The organism is Phyllobacterium phragmitis (assembly GCF_002980495.1).
Classification (GTDB): Bacteria; Pseudomonadota; Alphaproteobacteria; order Rhizobiales; family Rhizobiaceae; genus Paramesorhizobium; species Paramesorhizobium phragmitis.
In genome coordinates this window covers 351,498-371,117 of the sequence record NZ_PVBR01000004.1, presented here as the reverse complement: position 1 = coordinate 371,117, position 19,620 = coordinate 351,498, and the positions used below count along the sequence as shown (strand labels likewise).

17 protein-coding genes and 1 pseudogene are annotated in these 19,620 nt (G+C 62.8%); 8 read left to right on the top strand and 10 right to left on the bottom strand.

Features of this window, described 5'->3' with window-relative positions; all coding sequences use genetic code 11:
• Window positions 1-218 precede the first annotated feature (218 nt).
• The 4 genes from C5748_RS07775 to hemC all read right to left on the bottom strand — a co-directional run bounded on the left by C5748_RS07775 (window position 219) and on the right by hemC (window position 4,961).
• The gene (locus C5748_RS07775; RefSeq protein ID WP_105741348.1) at window positions 219-1,823 is read right to left on the bottom strand and encodes a heme biosynthesis protein HemY; all 1,605 of its coding nucleotides are present in this window, start codon (window positions 1,821-1,823) and stop codon (window positions 219-221) included.
• 12 nt (window positions 1,824-1,835) lie between these two features.
• Complete coding sequence (locus C5748_RS07770; protein WP_105741347.1) at window positions 1,836-3,227, bottom strand: COG4223 family protein; 1,392 nt, start codon at window positions 3,225-3,227, stop codon at window positions 1,836-1,838.
• Between the two features lie 87 nt (window positions 3,228-3,314).
• Entirely contained in the window at window positions 3,315-4,028 is a 714-nt protein-coding gene (locus C5748_RS07765; protein ID WP_105741346.1) for a uroporphyrinogen-III synthase, read from the bottom strand.
• A 3-nt stretch (window positions 4,029-4,031) separates the two neighbouring features.
• Window positions 4,032-4,961 carry a hydroxymethylbilane synthase gene (gene hemC / locus C5748_RS07760; protein WP_105741345.1) on the bottom strand — a complete coding sequence of 310 codons (930 nt, stop codon included), beginning with the start codon at window positions 4,959-4,961 and terminating at the stop codon, window positions 4,032-4,034.
• Between the two features lie 84 nt (window positions 4,962-5,045).
• Between hemC and tsaD the strand changes: the two genes are divergently transcribed.
• From tsaD to C5748_RS07735, 5 genes are all read left to right on the top strand, one after another.
• Complete coding sequence (gene tsaD / locus C5748_RS07755) at window positions 5,046-6,125, top strand: tRNA (adenosine(37)-N6)-threonylcarbamoyltransferase complex transferase subunit TsaD (protein WP_105741344.1); 1,080 nt, start codon at window positions 5,046-5,048, stop codon at window positions 6,123-6,125.
• Window positions 6,122-7,111, top strand: coding sequence for an NAD(P)H-dependent glycerol-3-phosphate dehydrogenase (locus tag C5748_RS07750; RefSeq protein WP_105741343.1), 990 nt, complete (start codon window positions 6,122-6,124; stop codon window positions 7,109-7,111). Before tsaD ends, C5748_RS07750 begins: the two co-directional genes overlap by 4 nt.
• Before the next feature lie 17 nt (window positions 7,112-7,128).
• A complete protein-coding gene (locus C5748_RS07745; protein ID WP_105741342.1) occupies window positions 7,129-7,419 on the top strand; it encodes a YciI-like protein in 291 nt (96 codons plus the stop codon).
• 119 nt (window positions 7,420-7,538) lie between these two features.
• Window positions 7,539-7,967 (top strand): EVE domain-containing protein, encoded by a 429-nt coding sequence (locus C5748_RS07740; RefSeq protein ID WP_105741403.1) that lies wholly within the window; start codon window positions 7,539-7,541, stop codon window positions 7,965-7,967.
• Between the two features lie 16 nt (window positions 7,968-7,983).
• Window positions 7,984-8,655 (top strand): class I SAM-dependent methyltransferase, encoded by a 672-nt coding sequence (locus C5748_RS07735; protein WP_105741341.1) that lies wholly within the window; start codon window positions 7,984-7,986, stop codon window positions 8,653-8,655.
• A gap of 100 nt (window positions 8,656-8,755) precedes the next feature.
• Here the strand turns inward: C5748_RS07735 and C5748_RS07730 are convergent.
• Window positions 8,756-9,595: pseudogene (locus tag C5748_RS07730) on the bottom strand (DMT family transporter); the annotation flags it as partial.
• Between the two features lie 222 nt (window positions 9,596-9,817).
• On the opposite strand from C5748_RS07730, the gene C5748_RS07725 reads away from it, so the two are divergent.
• A complete protein-coding gene (locus C5748_RS07725; RefSeq protein WP_342588349.1) occupies window positions 9,818-11,173 on the top strand; it encodes an aminotransferase-like domain-containing protein in 1,356 nt (451 codons plus the stop codon).
• A 4-nt stretch (window positions 11,174-11,177) separates the two neighbouring features.
• Here the strand turns inward: C5748_RS07725 and C5748_RS07720 are convergent, their stop codons facing one another.
• The gene (locus C5748_RS07720) at window positions 11,178-11,723 is read right to left on the bottom strand and encodes a L,D-transpeptidase family protein (RefSeq protein ID WP_105741338.1); all 546 of its coding nucleotides are present in this window, start codon (window positions 11,721-11,723) and stop codon (window positions 11,178-11,180) included.
• Window positions 11,724-11,859: 136 nt separating this feature from the next.
• On the opposite strand from C5748_RS07720, the gene optR reads away from it, so the two are divergent.
• Both optR and C5748_RS07710 read left to right on the top strand, forming a co-directional pair.
• Window positions 11,860-12,543: a response regulator OptR gene (optR, locus tag C5748_RS07715; protein WP_105741337.1), complete on the top strand. Its 684-nt coding sequence runs from the start codon at window positions 11,860-11,862 to the stop codon at window positions 12,541-12,543.
• 36 nt (window positions 12,544-12,579) lie between these two features.
• Window positions 12,580-13,035, top strand: a complete 456-nt coding sequence (locus C5748_RS07710; protein WP_105741336.1) for a cyclic nucleotide-binding domain-containing protein — start codon at window positions 12,580-12,582, stop codon at window positions 13,033-13,035.
• 484 nt (window positions 13,036-13,519) lie between these two features.
• On the opposite strand, the gene C5748_RS07705 is transcribed toward C5748_RS07710, so the two are convergent.
• The 4 genes from C5748_RS07705 to C5748_RS07690 all read right to left on the bottom strand — a co-directional run bounded on the left by C5748_RS07705 (window position 13,520) and on the right by C5748_RS07690 (window position 19,605).
• Entirely contained in the window at window positions 13,520-14,326 is an 807-nt protein-coding gene (locus tag C5748_RS07705) for an exodeoxyribonuclease III (protein ID WP_105741335.1), read from the bottom strand.
• Between the two features lie 206 nt (window positions 14,327-14,532).
• On the bottom strand, window positions 14,533-15,198 hold the full coding sequence (locus C5748_RS07700; protein WP_105741402.1) for an outer membrane lipoprotein carrier protein LolA: 666 nt from the start codon (window positions 15,196-15,198) through the stop codon (window positions 14,533-14,535).
• Window positions 15,199-15,447: 249 nt separating this feature from the next.
• On the bottom strand, window positions 15,448-17,964 hold the full coding sequence (locus C5748_RS07695; RefSeq protein WP_425350222.1) for an FtsK/SpoIIIE family DNA translocase: 2,517 nt from the start codon (window positions 17,962-17,964) through the stop codon (window positions 15,448-15,450).
• Between the two features lie 342 nt (window positions 17,965-18,306).
• Window positions 18,307-19,605 carry an ammonium transporter gene (locus C5748_RS07690; protein ID WP_105741333.1) on the bottom strand — a complete coding sequence of 433 codons (1,299 nt, stop codon included), beginning with the start codon at window positions 19,603-19,605 and terminating at the stop codon, window positions 18,307-18,309.
• Between the last annotated feature and the right edge of the window lie 15 nt (window positions 19,606-19,620).

Sequence of the window (19,620 nt, the reverse complement as noted above, 5' to 3'; positions counted from 1 at the left end):
CAAATCCGGACGGAAAACCGCTTCGCACTTTTCCTGGATTTGCTCTGGCTGCATCAAAGCAGATGATGAGGGAAAATCCCAGGAGAGAGAATTAACCCGCAACCGCGCCGCCGCCAACCGGCAATCGGCCTCTTTGCGACTGCAAATTGTCACAGAAGGCCGACCGTTACCGGAATGCAACGCAGCGATGTCTTCCTTGTCTCGGCCTTGGAGCAAAATCAGAACAGGCGGAAGCGCGCCTGCTTGCTTTCCGTCTTCTCCTCGGGCGCCACGCCGGGATCGTCCACCACCAGCATATTCGCCTCTTCGCCATCGGCCTTGTCACCATCGGCCTTGTCGCCGGCCGGTTTGGCCGTTGATCGGTCCGGCTTTGGCTCGCCTTGCGAAACCGGCGTGACGATCACATTATCCTTGGCATCCTTGGCCGGCTGCGGCTCAGCCCGCTTCTCCGGCTCCTGCTCGATCACCGCGGGCAGTTTCGGCGCTTCAGGTTCCGGCCCGCGCACCTCATCCTCGACATCGATCACCGGCGCAAGCTGTTCGACCGGCACCTTCCATTCGAACGCGTTGAGCCTGCCTGTGACCGGTGAAACCGGCGCCCATTTTTCCGACACGAAGCCGTCGGCCGTCCAGGCCGGATCGCGTGGCGCCTTCACCGCGCGCGAAAGCCATTGCCGCACGCGGCCCTGGTCTCCGGTCTGTGCTTCTTCGATATCGGCCAGTAGCAGATAGGCGCTTTCACGCGGCGCCATCCGCAGCACCGCTTCGGCATTTTCACGCGCCTGCGCATATTCGCCGGCGTCGAGCGCGGCATGCGCCAGTGCGAGGCTCGCCTCGGGATTGTTGGAGCGGAGCGCAAAGAGGTGGCGCGCCCGCTTCAGCCGGTCAAACGCGGAATCACCTGGACGGGCATGGATATAGGCTTCCGCGATGTCAGGATGCGGGCTGTTCTTCCACGCCGTTTCGAGAATCTTCGAGCCCTTGCGCAGATCGTCCTGCCTGAACAGCGCGCGGGCGGCAATGACGGCGGCGGGGACCAGGTCCGGCGCCAGCTTGTTTGCCTCGAGCGCTGCCGTCTTGGCGGCGGCGGGATCGGAATCGAATGTCGCGATCGCCTTGGCGGTGAGGAGCGCGGCGCGTTCCTTCTTCGCTGCATTTTTGTCGACCTGCTGCCCCGCCTTGCGCGCATCGAGCAGCTTGAGCGCCTCGTCCCAATCGCCCTCGGCGCTCAGCCGTCCGAGAACGGCGCTCGATGCCCATTCCACATGCGGTGCAAGCTTCGATGCCTCGTCGGCATAATGCTGCGCGGCATCGCGTGCGCCTGCGTGCTGCGCTTCCAGATAAAGCCCGCGCAGGCCGAGGAGCCGGGTTTCCGGATCGTCCAGCATCGCCTCGAACATGGTCCGCGCATCACCAGTGCGGCCTTCGAGCATGGCGGTCTGCGCTTCGAGAAGCTTGATCAGCGGCTCCTGATCGACATTGAGCAGCTTGCCGGCCTGCTTGGTCATACGATGCGCGGCTTCGGCGTCTCCCGCACCGGCGGCGATGAGGCCGGTTGAAAGCGATTGATAGCCCCGATCGCGCTTGCGCGCGCGAAAATGCCTGCGCAAGGCATAAGGCGAACTGATGATGCTCTTGAGCAGCCACCAGACCAGCATCACCGCCGCGATAACAGCGACGATCGCCGTGGCCGCGACCATCAGCGTCACCTCATAGCGCATCCCGGCGAAGGTCACGGTCAGGTCGCCGGGCCGGTCGGCAAGCCAGGCGAAACCACCGCCGAGCACCAGGATCAGAAGAACGAAAAACAGAATACGCAGCATCAATCCGTTCCTCTAATTGGCCGAAGGCGTGGCGGGCGATGCCGGCGTCGCCGGCTTGAGCGCGGCAGCCAGCGTTCGCGCCACCAGCGCATCCGTGTCGCGGCGGGCCTTCATCTCATCGGCGAAATCAGCCGAAACCGCTTTCGCATCGTCGGGAAGCGTTTCCCATTCCGTGATGGCGCGATCGAGATCACCTGCGGCAAGCGCCGTCTCGATGCGCGCCGTGATCGCTCCCACGCCCTCGCCGCTGACCTCGCCCACCGGGCGGACTTTCACGAGGCTGCGGGCACTGGCCATAAGCTGATCGACAAAGCCGGCATTCGGATCGACATCGCTTTCGGTCGCGACGATCCTGTCGGCCACCTGACCGAACCGGCTGTTGAGATCAGCCACGGTGGGAACGCCTGTCCCGGCAAATTTCCGCAATGCCTCGATATCCGCCGATTGCGGCGCTACCGATGCATAGGCATCGAGCTCGGCGGCGAATGAACCGCCGCGGTCGATGGCCGATTTCAGCGCCGTTGCCGCGATCGCGGCCGCAATGGCAGGCTGGCGCGAACTCTCCGCGACGCGATTTTCAAGCGCCGCAAGCTTCGACTGGACCTCGGCGATGCTGCTGGAATCATCCGATGCGGCATTGGCGGCCTGTGCCGCCTGGGCCTGGGCGGAAGCGAGTTTTTCCTCCAGCGCGGCGATGCGCCCGGTCAGTTCCTGCGCCGGCGCCGTATTATCCCCGGCGGGTTGTGCCTCTACCGCCTGCTTGAGCGCGGCAATGTCCGATGCCGCACCCTGCGCATGTTGAAGCGCCTGGCGGGCCGTATCATGCGCCTCGGCCAGTTGCGCCCGGCTTTCCTCATCGAGCCCGGCTGCCGGCGGCGGTGCCGCGCGCAATTGCGCGATCTCCTGCTCGATGCGGGCAAGCCGGTCTGCCGATCCATCACCACCCGGCGAAGGTAACACATTGCCCCATTGCAGCGCCGCCGCTCCGGCAAGCGCGATGACGCCACCGGCCAAGCCTGCGGCAAGCGCCGAAAACCCTCCCCCGCTATTCGAGGCCGGCTTTGCTGGTTGAGCGGCGGCAGGCCCGCGGCCCGCGGCCGAGGCAGCCGAGGCGGTTGCGGAAGGCCGGGGCTTGGATTTGCCGGCGAAAAGCTCTTCGGTTTTCATCTGCGCATGACCCGGCTTCGCTCCATCGGGTTTCGCTCCATCGGGTTTCACGGGGGCCGCTTTCGGCTTTTTGCTGAAATCGCCGACCGGTTCCGCCGGAGGCGTCCGAGCGCCAGGGGCCGATTTCGGGTTAGCCTCAGCCGGTTCTGATACCCGCTTCACTTGCGATGGATCGAGATCGATCGTGACCGGTTTGCGGGCCGATTTCGAGTGACGCGGTGTTCCGGATTTCGCCATGATGCCTCTCGTCTTGGATGGGACGTTTCGTCAGAAACTTAACAGATAAAATCGGCAGATGAAGGATTGGTTGCGCTGCAAAAAAGGTCAAAGTGACGCGAGAAGCTTAAAAAGCGCTTGCTCGTCCGGTCTTTCGCTGACCAGGGCGCGCGCTTGCCATCTCTCGGGAAGGCTTTCGAGAATGCGGGGCGACAAACATAAAACCCAAGCTTTTTCCCAAATATCCGAAATTTCAGGCCGCTTCGCCAGCTCGATCAACGCCTTTGCCGCGAAAACCGAATAGATCAGCGCGACATCGATCTGCGCATCTCCCAACCGTCCGCGCAAATCCCTGTAGTCGATATCAGCCGTATCATAGGTCTCGCAGACCGTGATCTCCAGCCCTCCCGCCACCGCCTTGGCCTCGAAATCCGGCCGGCGCACCCTGCCCGCGAGATAGAGTACATGCGCGCCGTGCCGCAACGCGCCCGATAGCGCCAGGGCAAGCGCCTCTCCGTCGCCCCGGCCAGCGGTCACATCGGCAAACCCGGCGGATCTTGCCGCATTCGCCGTTTTCTCCCCCACTGCATAGGCAGGCAGGTGGATAAGACTTCCGATCAAACCCGGCTCGGCATGGCGAATGGCATTGACGCTGGTGATCGCCACGGCGTCATATCGCCCAGGCGCAATCTCCGCCACGACCGGCACAGTTTCGCTCAAGGGCAGCACGACGGGCGCAAATCCCATTTCTTCCAGCCGCCGCGCGGTGTGCGATGCTCCCGGTTCGGGCCGCGTCACCAATACGCGCCTGGCCTCGCCCATCGTTCAGGCCCAATCGTTGAAGAATTGCGGTCCTGCCAGCGCAAGCACCCGTTCGGCCGCATCCACGCCGATCGCCGCCGCATCGGCGATGGAGCCCTCGCCATGGATCTCATGCGCCTCGCGCCCGTCCGGCGTCAGGATCATGCCGGAAAAGCTGAGGCGGTCGCCTGAAACGATCGCCAGCCCGGCAATGGGCGTGCGGCACGACCCGTCGAGCCGGGCGAGAAAGGACCGTTCGCAAATGAGCGCGATATGGGTGTCGCGATGGTCGAGCGGGCCAAGCAGCGCGTCGATCCGCGCATCGCCGATCCGGCTTTCGATGGCGATCGCGCCTTGTCCCGGCGCCGGCGGAAAGATCGTCGGATCAAGCAGCTCGGTCACGACATGGCCAAGACCGAGGCGTTTCAGCCCGGCATGAGCGAGGAAGGTTCCATCCACCTGCCCCTCCTCCAGCTTGCGCAGCCGCGTCTCGACATTGCCGCGAAAATTCACCACCGTGATGTCGGGCCGCACGCGGCGTATCAACGCCTGGCGGCGCAACGACGAGGAACCGACCGTTGCTCCCTCAGGCAGATCGGTGAGGCGCTTGACGCTCCTGCCGATAAAGCCGTCGCGCGGATCTTCCCGCTCGAGAAAGGCAGAGAGATGCAACCCTTCCGGCAGAACCGTCGGCATGTCCTTGCTCGAATGCACCGCGAGATCGATCCGGCCATCATGAAGCGCTTCCTCGATCTCCAGCGTGAACAGCCCTTTGCCGCCCACTTCCGACAGAGGGCGATCCTGTATCCGGTCGCCCGCCGTCGACATCACCGCGATCTCGATGGCTTCTTCCGCGAATCCATGCGCATTCATCAGCCGGCGCCGCGTTTCATGCGCCTGCGCCAGGGCGAGGCGGCTGCCCCGTGTGCCGATCTTCAAGGATGGTGTTTGCATATGGCGTCGTCCATGATACCGGGTTTGCTAACTTACCTAACCGTCTTTGCCCGCGCGGGCAATGAATGCAGGGTCTAAAACCAAATGCGCGTGCTGGGAATAGAGACAAGTTGCGACGAAACAGCCGCCGCCGTCGTCGAGCGTGATGAGGCGGGCCATGGCCGCATCCTGTCCAATGTGGTGCTGAGCCAGATCGCCGAGCACGAGCCCTATGGCGGCGTGGTGCCGGAAATCGCCGCGCGCGCCCATGTCGAAGCGCTGGACCGGCTAGTCGCGCGCGCGCTCGAGGAAGCCGATACGCCGCTTGAGCGTATCGATGCCGTCGCCGCCACCGCCGGGCCGGGCCTCATCGGCGGGCTTATCGTCGGGCTGATGACGGCAAAGGCGCTGGCTCTCGCGGCGGGCAAGCCCTTTCATGCGATCAATCATCTCGAAGGTCACGCGCTGACGGCGCGGCTGACCGACAATCTGCCCTTTCCCTATCTTCTGCTGCTCGTCTCGGGCGGTCACACGCAGATGATCCTCGTGCGCGGCCTCGGGCAATATGAGCGCCTCGGCACGACCATAGACGATGCGCTGGGCGAAGCCTTCGACAAGACTGCAAAGCTGCTCGGCCTGCCCTATCCCGGCGGTCCCGCCGTCGAGAAGGCGGCACTCTCCGGCGATCCCACGCGTTTCGCGCTGCCGCGCCCGCTGAAAGGCGAGGCGAGGCTTGATTTCTCCTTCTCCGGCCTCAAGACCGCCGTGCGCCAGGCCGCAGCCGAACTGGTGCCGCTCGGCGATCAGGACGTCGCCGATATCTGCGCCTCGTTCCAGGCGGCGGTGGCCGACACGCTGACCGACCGGGTATCGCGTTCGCTTGCCCGCTTCCGCGAGAGTTTTCCTGATGTCGCCGAGCCCACGCTGGTCGTGGCGGGCGGCGTCGCCGCCAACAGGATGTTGCGTATCGGGCTGGAAACGCTTTGCGCCAAACACGGTTTCCGCTTTCTCGCCCCTCCCCATATTCTCTGCACAGACAATGCCGCGATGATCGCCTGGGCCGGTGCCGAACACGCCGCATTTAAGCAGGGCGATCCCCTCGATATCGCGCCGCGCTCGCGCTGGCCGCTCGACCAGGCCGCCTTGCCCTTGATCGGCGCCGGTCGCCGGGGCGCAAAGGCATGACGAGCGAAATCGTGAAGATCGCGGTTCTCGGCGCTGGTGCATGGGGAACGGCGCTCGCCGCCATGGCGGCAAGGGGCGGCCACCGCGTCGCGCTCTATGCCCGTGATGCCGCGACCGTCGATGACATCAACCGCAACAACCGCAATGACCGCTATCTCAAGGGCATTTCGCTCACTTCCGGGATCGAAGCAAGCACCGACGCCGCCGATGTGCTGAAGGATGCGGCCATTATCCTCGCCGCCTTCCCGGCGCAGGCGATGCGCGATGCGCTTGGCGCGCTGGCGCATCAGATGCCCGCCAGCGCATCGATCGTCCTTTGCGCCAAGGGCATCGAGCGTTCGACGGGCCGGCTGATCTCCGAGGTGGTTGCCGAAATTCTGCCGGGCCACGGTATTTCAGCCCTTTCCGGTCCGAGCTTCGCCACCGACGTGGCGCGCGGCCTGCCGACCGCCGTGACCATCGCTTCGACCGAACGCCAGACAGCGGACCATCTGGCGCTGCTTCTCTCCGGCCCGGCCTTCCGCTGCTATTCGACCGATGATCTGATCGGCGTGGAGATCAGCGGCGCATTGAAGAACGTGCTGGCGCTGGCGGCGGGCGCCGCGATCGGCCGCGGTCTTGGTGCGAGCGCCCAGGCGGCCCTCGTCACCCGCGGCTTTGTCGAGTTGCGCCGTATCGCGCAAGCGCTCGGCGCGCGGCCTGAAACGGTGATGGGCCTGTCCGGGCTCGGCGATCTGATGCTCACCTGCTCCTCGCCGCAATCGCGCAATTATTCCTATGGCATGGCGCTGGGCGCCGGCGAAACGCTGCAAGGCAGGCCGCTTGCCGAGGGCGTCGCCACCGCACCCATCGCAGCCGAAATCTGCGCGAAGCGCAATATCGATGCGCCGATCATTACGGCCGTTTCCGCACTTCTTGCGCGCCATCTCACCATCGACGAGGCGGTGGCAGCCCTGCTCAACCGCCCGCTCAAGACCGAAGATTGAAAACTTAGGAAACCCCGATGCTTTTCGCCATTCTGTGCAATGACAAGCCCGACCATCTGCAACTGCGCCTCGATACCCGCCCGGCGCATCTCGATTATCTCAAGAATCTCGGCGAAAGGCTGAAATTCGCTGGCCCCTTTCTTGACAACGACGGCAAGCCGAATGGCAGCCTGGTTGTGGTCGAAGTGGATCATATGGATGCGGCAAAGGCCATCGCGGCGAGGGATCCTTACGCCAAGGCCGGGCTTTTCGCCTCCGTCGATATCCGCCCATGGAACTGGGCCATCAACAATCCCGCCAACAGCTGATATTAGAGCGCCGCGCGTCCAATCGGACGCGCAAAGGACGCTCTAACATTTTGAATGCTGCAAATTTTATCCTTAAATCGATTCCGATTTAAGGAATTATGCAGAAGGGGAACGAGATCATGGCTTATTGGCTATTCAAATCCGAGCCGAACAAATGGTCGTGGCAGAAGCAGCAGGCTGCGGGTAAGCAAGGCACGCAATGGGACGGCGTGCGCAATTACCTCGCGCGCAACAATATGCGCGCCATGCAGATCGGCGACAAGGGCTTCTTCTACCACTCCAATGAGGGGCTGGAAATCGTCGGCGTGGTCGAGATCTGCAAGCTTGCCCATCACGACACGACGACGGACGATCCGCGCTGGGAATGCGTCGATATCCGTGCCTTCTGCGATGTGCCGAAACCCGTGACGCTGAAGGCGGTGAAAGCGAATCCGGCGCTTGCCAAGATGGCGCTCGTCACCTCCATGCGGCTTTCCGTCCAGCCGGTGACCGAAGACGAATGGAAGGAAGTCTGCCGCATGGGCGGCCTCGAACCGGCGCCGCGATAATGGCGCGGCAAACGGCATGAGCCCCGAAGAGCCTCTTGATCCCGCAAGCGGCCGGGCCCGCGCCTTCATCCTCGCCAATACCCGTCTGCAGGCGCCGCCGCACGTGCCTGAGATATTGCTGCATCTTGCCGATGAAGCGCATGATCTCTGGCACCGGACGGAAGAGGAACTCGCCACCATCGGCCTGCCGCCGCCCTTCTGGGCCTTTGCCTGGGCGGGCGGCCAGGGCGTGGCGCGTTATATCCTGGACAAACCCGATACCGTCCGCGGCAGGACCGTGCTCGATTTCGCCTCGGGTTCCGGGCTGGTCGCCATAGCGGCGGCAAAGGCGCGGGCGGCGAACGTCATCGCCGCCGACATCGATCCTTTCGCCGAGACCGCGATCGCGCTCAATGCGGCCGAAAACAATGTCGCCGTCACCGCGCGTATCGAAGACCTGATCGGCACCGACGAGGGCTGGGATGTGCTCCTGGCCGGCGACGTCTTCTACGAACGGCCATTGGCCGAACGGCTTGCCCCATGGTTCTCCGCGCTCAGCCGCCGCGGCGCAACCGTGATCATCGGCGATCCCGGCCGCGCCTATCTGCCGAAGCAAAGGCTTAAAGCCCTTGCCGTCTACACGGTTCCGGTGACGCGTATCCTCGAAGACGCCGAGGTCAAGCGCACCACCGTCTGGACGTTTGTTTAGAGCGGTTCATTTTCACCGAAGCCGCGATGCCTCGTCCTCTCCACCGCACCGGCGGTGCACAATGGCTCACAATCCGCTCATATCTAGGCAAAGCGCTTGGCCCCGCCACGCAGGCGACCACGGCGGCGGCCGTCGCTACCATGCCCCAGCCGACTGCCTCATGGGCGACGGCCGCGGCGAGCGCGAGGCCGAAGAACGGCTGCAGCAGCTGCAATTGCCCGACAGCCGCGGTGCCGCCTTGCACCAGGCCGCGATACCAGAAGACGAAGCCGATCAGCATGCTGAACAACGAGACGTAAGCGAGACCTGCCAGCGCGCGCCAGCCGATGCCGTCCCACGAGGCCGGCTGGGTGAAAAGCGCCAGCGGCAGCATCAACGGCAGCGACAGGACCAGCGCCCAGCAGATGACCTGCCAGCCGCCGAGCTTGCGCGACAGGCGCGCGCCTTCGGCATAGCCGAGCCCGCAGACAATGACTGCCGCAAGCATCAAACCGTCGCCGAAAGCCGAGGAACCGCTCCCCTGTCCCCAGGCATAGGAGGCGACAATCGCACTCCCGCTGATGGAAAAAAGCCAGAACAGTCCGCGTGGCCGCTCACCGCCGCGTATCACGGCGAAGATGGCGGTGGCGAGCGGCAACAATCCGATGAAGACGATAGCGTGCGCCGATGTCATGCCGCGCAGTGCGATCGCCGTCAGAAGCGGGAATCCGACCACCACGCCGAGCGCCACGACGACAAGCGGCAGGAGATCGCCGCGCGCCGGCAGACGCTGCCTGAACAGGGCGAGCAGCAGGACGGCGAGCACGCCGGCTATGGCCGCCCGCGCCACTGTCAGGAACATGGGGTCGATATCGATGACGGCAATCCGCGTCGCTGGCAGCGAGCCGCTGAAGATCAGTACACCCAGAAACCCGTTGATCCAGCCTGCCGTTTTGTCCATTGAGCCTATCCAACCCGTTGCAAAATCATGTACTTGCTTCGCGGGGACAATGATCGGCCTTGCACTGGAACGGCAGAGACAATAACAGTACAATTTCACCGGACTGTACCGGTACAAAAGGAAGTACAGATGCTTGATCAACCCGCCGCCGGCGAAAATGCAGCGCGCGACGCAGCCTTCGGCGGCACCGCCCAAAACGAGCCGACGCTCGTCGAAAAAGTGATGGGGATCATCCGCGGGCGCATCGCCGCGCTCAGCCTCTCGCCCGGCGCAAGGCTGCCGTCGATCCGCCGCCTCGCCGAAACCATGGGCGTTTCGAAATCGACCGTCGTCGAAGCCTATGACCGGCTCGTCGCCGAAGGCGTCATCCAGTCGCGCCGCGGCGCGGGCTTTTATGTCGCCGGCCGTGCGCAACCCTTCTCGCTTGCCGCCGCAAGCCCACGCCTCGATCGCGAGATCAATCCGCTGTGGATCATGCGCCAGTCGCTCGAAGCCGACAGCGCGGCGCTGAAACCCGGCTGCGGCTGGCTGCCCGAGGACTGGCTGCCGCAGGAAGGCATCCGCCGCGCGCTGCGGGCGCTCGCGCGCGATGATGAGGCCGCCTTCACCGAATATGGCGATCCGCTCGGCTATGCGCCGCTCCGGCTGCACCTCTCCCGCCGCCTCGCCGAACAGGGCGTCGAAGCACCGCCCGCCCAGGTGCTGCTCGTCGATTCGGGCACGCAGGCGCTCGATCTTCTCTGCCGTTTCTTCGTCCAGCCGGGCGATGCCGTGCTGGTCGATGATCCCTGCTATTTCAATTTCCAGGCGGTGCTGCGCACACACCGCGTCAAGCTTGTCGGCGTTCCCTACACGCCCACCGGCCCTGATCTCGATGCCTTCGCACGCACTGCCGAAGAGCACCAGCCGAAGCTCTATATCGGCAATGCCGGGCTGCACAATCCGACCGGTGGCATGATGAACCCGGCCACGGCGCACCGGCTTCTCAAGATCGCCGAACAGCATGACATGATCGTCATCGAGGACAATATCTTCGCCGATTTCCATGCCGCGCCCTCGCCGCTCCTCGCCGAACTCGACGGGCTGGAAAGGATCGTCCATATCGGCAGCTTCTCAAAGACGCTATCGGCTGCGGCACGCGTCGGCTATATCGCCGCCCGCAGCGACTGGATCGACGGGCTTACCGATCTCAAGCTCGCCACGACCTTCGGCTCGAGCCAGCTTTCCGCCCAGCTTGTCCACACGCTCCTGACCGACGGAACCTATCGCCGCCATATCGAGACATTGCGCGTCAAGCTCGCCTCCGCCATGACGCTGACCTCCGGGCGGCTGAAGGCGGCGGGGCTGGAGCTTTGGACCGAGCCGCAGGGTGGCATGTTTCTCTGGGCGAGACTCCCGGAGGGCATGGATTCAGCCCTGATCGCCCGCCATGCGCTGGAGCGTGGCGTGGTGTTTGCGCCGGGCAATGTGTTCAGCCTGTCGCAGGGTGCGGCGCATTATCTGCGTTTCAACGTGGCGCAGTCCGCCCAGCCTCGCATTTTCGAAGTGCTGCACGACGCCATGCGCGCCGCTCTGTAAAGTCTTATCGCCGGACGCGGATCATCGTCCGCGCGTTAAGATGCGGCAGCAGGCGCGCCATGTCGGCCCGCTTCAATGCGATACAGCCTTCCGTCGGCGGGTAGCCCGGCCGCGCCAGATGGAAAAAAATGGCGCTTCCCCTTCCCCGCAGGCGAGGACGGATGTTCCAGCCCATGACGATGCAGATGTCGTAAAGCCCATCTTTCCGCCAAAGATTCTCGTGGCTCGCCCGGTAAGGCGCACGAACCGGTCTGTTGTAATTGCCGTCATTAGACGCGTCGCACCAGCCATCATTGCGGCGAATGGCGCGAAACGGCAGGGGAGAGAAAGCCGCGACACCTCTGCGCCTTCTATGCCATCCATAGAGCAGGCGCATCGCTGCGAGCGGCGTTGCACCGTCGCCTTCCCGCTTGAAAGCACTGATGCCCCCCTTGCCGAGCGCGCAGCGCAACACCAGATTACCCGCAATGAGGAGCCCCTGCGCTGGGTTTCCCGGGCGGGCCCGCACCTCGATCAGCCGCAGGGTTCGGCCATCTGCCATTTTATCCATCCACCCCCGCCCTCGCGGACAACGCAGCTTCCAGATAGGTCCGATAGCTGGCTTTCTTGTTTGAACGCTTCAACTTATTCAGCTTAAATGCCATAAAACGTCAATGCCGACGCAACACGACACACGAGGACACCGTATGACTGGCCGTACAATTCTGATTGTGGACGATGATGAGGACCTTCGCACGATTCTCGTAGAACAGCTCGAGCTTTGCGAAGAATTCCATATCCTCCAGGAGGAAACCGCCACGAAGGGCATTCAGACGGCCCGCAACGGAATGGTCGACCTGCTGATCATGGATGTGGGTCTGCCCGACATGGACGGACGCGAAGCGGTCAAGCTGCTGCGCAAGGGCGGGTTCAAGGGGCCGGTCATCATGCTGACCGGGCATGACACCGAATCCGATACGATTCTCGGGCTTGAATCCGGCGCCAACGACTATGTCACCAAGCCTTTCCGTTTCGCGGTTCTGCTCGCGCGCATCCGCGCGCAGCTGCGCCAGCACGAACAGAGCGAAGACGCGACGTTCACAGTCGGTCCTTATACGTTCAAGCCGGGGCAAAAGCTGCTGATCGACGAGAAGGGCGGCAAGATCCGTCTCACCGAAAAGGAAGCGGCGATCATCAAATATCTCTATCGCGCCGGCGACAAGGTCATCGGCCGCGACGTGCTTCTGGAAGAGGTATGGGGTTATAATTCGGGCGTCACGACACACACGCTTGAAACGCATGTCTACCGTTTGCGGCAGAAAATCGAAAAAGATCCGTCGAATGCAGCGATTCTTGTGACAGAAAGCGGGGGATACAAGCTCGTTCCCTGATGGCTCCGTCCACGAGAGCGGTGTATTGACCATAGTATGGCGCTCGATGACGACATCCGAATCCTTGGCACCGTAGGCCTGTTTGAATCATTCACGGCCGAACAATTGCGGTTGCTTGCATTTGGAGCCGAGCGGCTGGTGCTGCGCGCCGGCCGCGAACTCTTCCGCGAGGGCCAGAGCGCCGATTGCGCCTATGTCGTCGTCTCAGGCAGCATCAGCCTGTTCCGGGATGGCCCGGACGGGCGGGTGACCATCAGATCCGTCGGCCCCGGCGCGATCCTCGGCGAAATAGCGCTGATCGCCCAGACCACCAGGCTGACCGGCGCCTTTGCCAATGGCGAGACGGAAGTCATCCGTCTCAGCCGCGCCATTTTCCACCGCATCCTCGAAGAGTATCCCGAGGTCGCGGTGGCGCTTCACACCCATGTCAGCCGCAACCTGACCGATCTCATCCGGCAGATCGAAAAGCTCTCCCCGCTGTTCAAGGATTGAAGCCTTTCGGACGGAAGCGAGGCTGCGGCACCGCTGAGGCGTGGATTCCTGTGACAAGCACAGGAATGACGATTGGGTAAGTGTTTCTGGCTAGAGTCTGTCAGGACTAGCTTGAAACAGCTTCCACCTGGCCGTCATTCTCGGGCTTGTCCCGAGAATCTACCGCAGTCTGAGCTGTTCGTACGGTAATTGCTTTTCTTTTTACTTATGGCAGATTCTCGGGACAAGCCCGAGAATGACGACGAGACAAGACCCCTTGTCGTATCAACGATTCAATTAATCCATGACAGACTCTAATCGTCAGCGTCCATGTATGCGCGGTGGTTTGGTTTAAACTGCAACCGCTCCCCCGTCATTCCTGTGCCTGTAACAGTTGCCATGCCTCTCCATCTCCATTGTCCCAATGGTGTAGAATAGCTCAATCAAACGATTCCATTAAAATGAGACCGTTTTAAAAGAGCCCGAGAGCCAGTTGGTTTGCTGATCAGTCCAGATTGAAATGCGCGATCACCGGCACATGGTCTGAAGGTCTTTCCCAGCCGCGCGCCTCGCGCAGGATCGTCACCGACGAGAGATCGCCCTCGAGATCGGACGATCCCCATATATGGTCGAGGCGGCGGCCGCGATCCGACACATCCCAGTCGCGCGCCCGGTAGCTCCACCAGGTGAAGATCTTTTCCTCCGGCGGAATATGATGGCGCATCAGGTCGCTCCAGCCGCCGATCTGGCGAACCACCTCCAGCCCTTCGGTCTCGACGGGCGTGTGGCTGACGACGCGCAGCAGCTGCTTGTGCGACCAGACATCGGTTTCGAGCGGCGCGATGTTGAGATCGCCGACGAGCAGCGACGAACATCCGTCGCCCATATCGGCAAGGATGGCCTTCATTTCCTCGAGGAAGCCGAGCTTGTGGGCGAATTTCGGATTGATCGCCGGGTCCGGCTCGTCGCCGCCTGCCGGCACATAGAAATTATGGATGCGCAGGCGCTTTTGGCCCGCCGCGACGACGGCGCTCAGATGGCGGCAATCGCCGATGCCGCAGAAGCCGACGCGGTCGATCGCGCTCAGCGGGCGGCGCGAAATGGTGGCAACGCCGTGATAGCCCTTCTGGCCGCTGACCGCGATATGGTCGTAGCCCAGCGCGTGGAACGCCGCATGCGGGAACAGATCGTCCGGGCACTTGGTTTCCTGCAGGCAGAGCACATCCGGCCTGGAATCGCGCAGAAACTGCTCGACCAACGGCAAGCGCAGGCGCACGGAATTGATATTCCAGGTGGCGATTGAAAAGGACATGGGGGCAAGCTCGCGCGCAAGGGGTAGGAATCGCGGGCGACATTAACACCATGCTCTGGAATAAAAACAGCGGCGGCAGGCCATCCACAGTCTAGTGGTTGGGCCGACGCTTCGCGGGAGCGAAGCGTCGGAGTCAATCCACTAGGTCGCCCGCGGCGATCACGATTGCGGCACGCCGTCCGGGCCGCCGGCGGAACCAAGCCTGATCAGTGCTTCCGTTTCATCGCGATGCGGGTGTAGTCGATCTTGAACATGTCCTTGGCGAAACGCACGCCCTGGCGGACATTGAAGATCATCACCGTCGTGTCGAGATTCTGCGCGTCGGTGATCGTCCATTGCTTGAGTTCGTAATTTTTCGGATCGAACATCATGGTGATCTTCGAATCGCCGAAAACCGATTTGTCGCCGAGCACGAGGGTCGTCATATCCGGGTCCTGCTTGACCTGCTTCAAGCGTCCGCCGCTGAGATCGATCCGGTTGCCCAAAAGCAGTTTCAGGGGCGTCTTAGACAGGGGATAGAGATCCCATGTATCGAGCTTGCGGTTGTTGACGACAACCGATTCGCCATCGGAGATCACCCGGATCGGCGAATTGTTGTAGTTGAAGCGGATCTTGCCCGGACGCTCGATATAGAAGGTGCCGCCGGTCTGCTCGCCACGCGGACCGAACTGCACGAATTCGCCCGTCATGGTGCGCACGGAAGAAAAATGGTCGGCGATGGTTTGCGCCGCAGCCGTCTGCTCTCGCGTGGCCTGGGCGAACGCCGGCGAGGTGACACCAAGCGGCGCCAGGATCGAAACGGCCATGACAGTCCCGGCAAGCACAACGCCGCGCAAAAAACCGCGTAAAACCGGAATCGCAAAAAGCCGCATCTTTTTCGTTTCCATCAAAAACTGTCTCCCGTGATTGCTTTACCGGCCTATATCGCCAGTTTGACGCGAGTGTGGCGTTCGCCCCTCTAGCCGTCATTCTCGGGCTTGTCCCGAGAATCTGCCATAAGGAAAAGAAACCCAATTACCGTACTGACCAATCATGCCGTCGTAGATTCTCGGGACAAGCCCGAGAATGACGGCGAGGGGAATGCCTTGCCCTGCCGATGGTTCAATTGACCATGCCAAGCTCTAATATTCCTCGCTCTCGCCCGGCACCAATATCTCGCGTTTTCCCGCATGATTGGCCGGGCCGACGAGTCCCTCCTGCTCCATACGCTCGATGATCGAGGCAGCGCGGTTATAGCCGATACCGAGACGCCGCTGGATATAGCTGGTCGAGGCCTTCTTGTCGCGCAGCACCACGGCCACAGCCTGATCGTAGGGATCGTCCGAATCGTCGAGATTGGAGGTTCCGGACGGACCGCCGCCATCGTCCTCATCCTCTTCCTCGGTGATGGCGTCGAGATATTCGGGCACACCCTGGAGCTTGAGGTGCTGGACGACCTTTTCCACCTCGTCGTCGCCGACGAACGGCCCGTGGACGCGCTGGATGCGGCCGCCGCCCGCCATGAACAGCATGTCGCCCATGCCCAGGAGCTGCTCCGCGCCCTGCTCGCCAAGGATCGTGCGGCTGTCGATCTTCGACGTCACCTGGAAGGAGATACGGGTCGGGAAGTTGGCCTTGATCGTGCCGGTGATGACGTCGACCGACGGACGCTGGGTCGCCATGATCACATGGATGCCCGCCGCGCGCGCCATCTGCGCAAGCCGCTGCACCGCGCCTTCGATATCCTTGCCGGCGACCATCATCAGATCGGCCATCTCGTCGATGATGACGACGATATAGGGCATCGGTTCGAGATCGAGTTCCTCGGTCTCGTAGACGGCCTCGCCCGTATCGCGGTCGAAACCGGTCTGCACCGTACGCGCGATGCGTTCGCCCTTTTTCTGCGCCAGCCCGACGCGCTGGTTGAAGCCGTCAATATTGCGGACGCCGACCTTGGACATCTTGCGATAGCGGTCCTCCATCTCGCGCACGGTCCATTTGAGCGCCACGACGGCCTTCTTCGGATCGGTCACGACGGGGGTGAGAAGATGCGGAATGCCGTCATAGACGGACAGTTCGAGCATCTTCGGATCGATCATGATCAGGCGGCATTCCTGCGGCGTCATGCGATAGAGCAGTGACAGGATCATCGTGTTGATGGCGACGGACTTGCCCGAACCGGTGGTTCCGGCGACAAGAACGTGCGGCATCTTGGCGATATCGGCGATGACCGGCTCGCCATTGATGGTCTTGCCGAGCGCCAGCGCCAGCTTGGTCTTGGTCTGCTCGAAATCGCGGCTTGCCAGGATTTCACGCAGATAGACCATCTCGCGCTTCTGGTTCGGCAGTTCGATGCCGATGGCATTGCGTCCCGGCACCACCGCGACACGCGCGGCGATCGCGCTCATCGAGCGGGCGATATCGTCGGCAAGGCCGATGACGCGGGACGATTTGATGCCCGGCGCAGGTTCCAGCTCATAAAGCGTCACCACCGGTCCGGGGCGCACATGGATGATCTCGCCCTTGACGCCGAAATCCTCCAGCACGCCTTCCAGAAGCCGCGCATTCTGTTCGAGCGCATCCTTGGAAAGACTGGCATCACGGACCACCGCCTTCGGCTCGCTGAGGAAATGCAGCGACGGCATCTCGAAGGTGTCGCTCCTGATGAGCGATTGCTGCGCCTCGCGCTGGACACGGGCGCCCGGTTTCGGCGATGGAGCCTGAGCCTGGACGCGGCCTGTGGCCATCTGCTGCGCCATGGCCGGTCTTTGCGGCGCCGGCCGGGGCGCCCAGTCGTCAGCTTCGCCTTCATCGAAGGGGGCCACGTCGAGCCGCTCGCGTCCGTCCTCGAATCCCGGCTCACGACGTTCATCATCGTGCGCGGCCGCCGCGCCGCCAAACGGATCCTCGCCTTCATCATGCCTTCCGCGCAGCGCTGCGCCGCGTGCGGCGAGACGATGCACCATCGCCCGCGCGCTCAGCAACCAATGTGTCACGGCGCCGAGCGCCAGGAAGCCTCCGCCGTCTTCCTCGCTGTCTTCATCCTCGTCATCGTCGAGTTCTTCCTGGACCGGCTTGCGCGCTTTCGGGCGCGCCGGGCTCGTCAGCGGTTGCGCGCGGCCCGTCAGCCCGCTGGCGAATGCGCAAAGCAGCAGCGACGGAACAAGCAGGATCATGGCGATCACCGATGCGACTGTGCCGCGCGGGAAGCCGCCGAGGAAGATACCGGGAATTTTCAAAACGATATCGCCAAGCACACCGCCGAGCCCGATCGGCATCGGCCAGCTCGGCGGAACCGTGAGGCAGCTTGCGATCGCCGCAAACAGCAATGCCGCGCCGAACCAGGCGAATATCCGTCGTGGCAGCCGGCCGATGCCGCCATGCGCCATCAAAAGGATGCCCCAGAAGACGGCGGGCAGCAGCGCGGCGACGCTCGACAGCCCGAGGAACTGCATGGCCAGATCGGAAAACACCGCGCCGGGATAGCCCAGCGCATTGGTGACCGGGTTGGACGTGGCATGGCTGAAGCTCGGATCGGCGACATTCCACGTGGCGAGCGCGCCCGCGGCAAGCGCAACGCCGGTGAGGATCAGGAGGCCGAGCAGGATATCGACCTGCCGGCGGAAAAGTCCCGCCAGTCCGAGACGATCTCCCCTTATCCTCTCATCCCGAAGCGCATATGAGGGCGAGTATCCTTGCCGCATGAAGCTTTTCCCGAAGTGCCTTGTGTCGCCAAATACCTTGCGTCTCCGCCGTTTTCCCCAAAAACACCCCCAAGCATCCCTATGAATATGCCTTGGGCAAAGCGCGGATTCGGGGCCGATCCTAGAGCGGGGAAGGTTAAGGCTGCATTAACCATGCCGGATATTGCCGGCTCTCGCGGCGGGATATGTGCGGACAAAAGAAAAGGCCCGGAAAACCGGGCCCTCTCACGCTTCGAAGCTGTCCGACGGAGCGGGCGAAACAGGAGACCCTGCCCGCCCCGCTCCGGCCTCCGGACCTTACTGGACGGTTTCGCCGTGCAGGTTGATGTCGAGACCCTCGATTTCTTCCTGCTTGGTCGGACGAAGACCGACGAGAGCCTTGACGATGTAGAGAATGATCGCCGTGGCGACAGCCGAATAGATGATGGTGAAGACCACGCCGTAGATCTGCGTGCCGACCGAAGCACCCGCGCCTGCTTCGTTGATCGCGGCATCCGCGAACACACCCGTCAGGATCGCGCCGACGATGCCGCCGACAGCATGCACGCCGAAGGCATCGAGTGAATCGTCATAGCCGAGCGCATGCTTCACCTTGACCGCGGCAATATAGCAAACCACGCCGGCGATGAGGCCGATGATCAGCGCACCGGTCGGGTTGACGAAGCCGGCGGCGGGCGTGACGGCGACGAGACCGGCGACAGCACCCGAGATGATACCGAGAATGCTGGGCTTCTTGGCAACGATCCATTCGGCGAACATCCAGGTAAGAGCGGCGCCGGCTGCTGCAACCTGCGTATTCAGCATGGCGACGGCGGCGAGAGCGTTGGAACCGACGGCCGAACCGGCGTTGAAGCCGAACCAGCCGACCCACAGGAGCGAAGCGCCGATGACCGAGAGCACCAGATTGTGCGGCGCCATATTGACCTGGCCATAGCCCTCGCGCTTGCCGATGATAAGCGCGGCAACGAGACCGGCCACACCGGCATTGATGTGAACGACGGTGCCGCCGGCAAAATCAAGCACGCCGTCGGAGGCGAGGAAGCCACCGCCCCAGACCCAATGCGCGACCGGCGCATAGACCACGATGAGCCAGATGGCCATGAACAGCAGCATCGCCGAGAACTTCATGCGTTCGGCGAATGCGCCGGCAATCAGCGCCGGCGTGATGATCGCGAAGGTCATCTGGAACATGATGAACAGATATTCCGGGATCGTGCCCGATGCCGAATTCATATCGACGCCGGAGAGGAAGGCTTTGCTCAAACCGCCAAGATAGGCATTGAGCGAGCCGCCGTCGGTGAAGGCGATCGAATAACCGGCCACCATCCACAGGACGCTCATGAGGCAGCAGATGGCGAAGCTCTGCATGACCGTGGACAGCACATTCTTCTTGCGGACCATACCGCCATAGAAGAGCGCCAGCCCCGGAATGGTCATCATCAGCACCAGGGCCGAGGATGTCAGCATCCATGCCGTATCGCCGGTGTCGAAGGCAGGAGCGGCAGGGGCATCCTGCGCTATTGCCGAGCCGGCGAAAGCGCCCAGGAGGGAAAGCGAGCCGAAAGCGGCGCGCATGTGTCTATTCAGTGTGAACATCAAAAATCTCCGTCG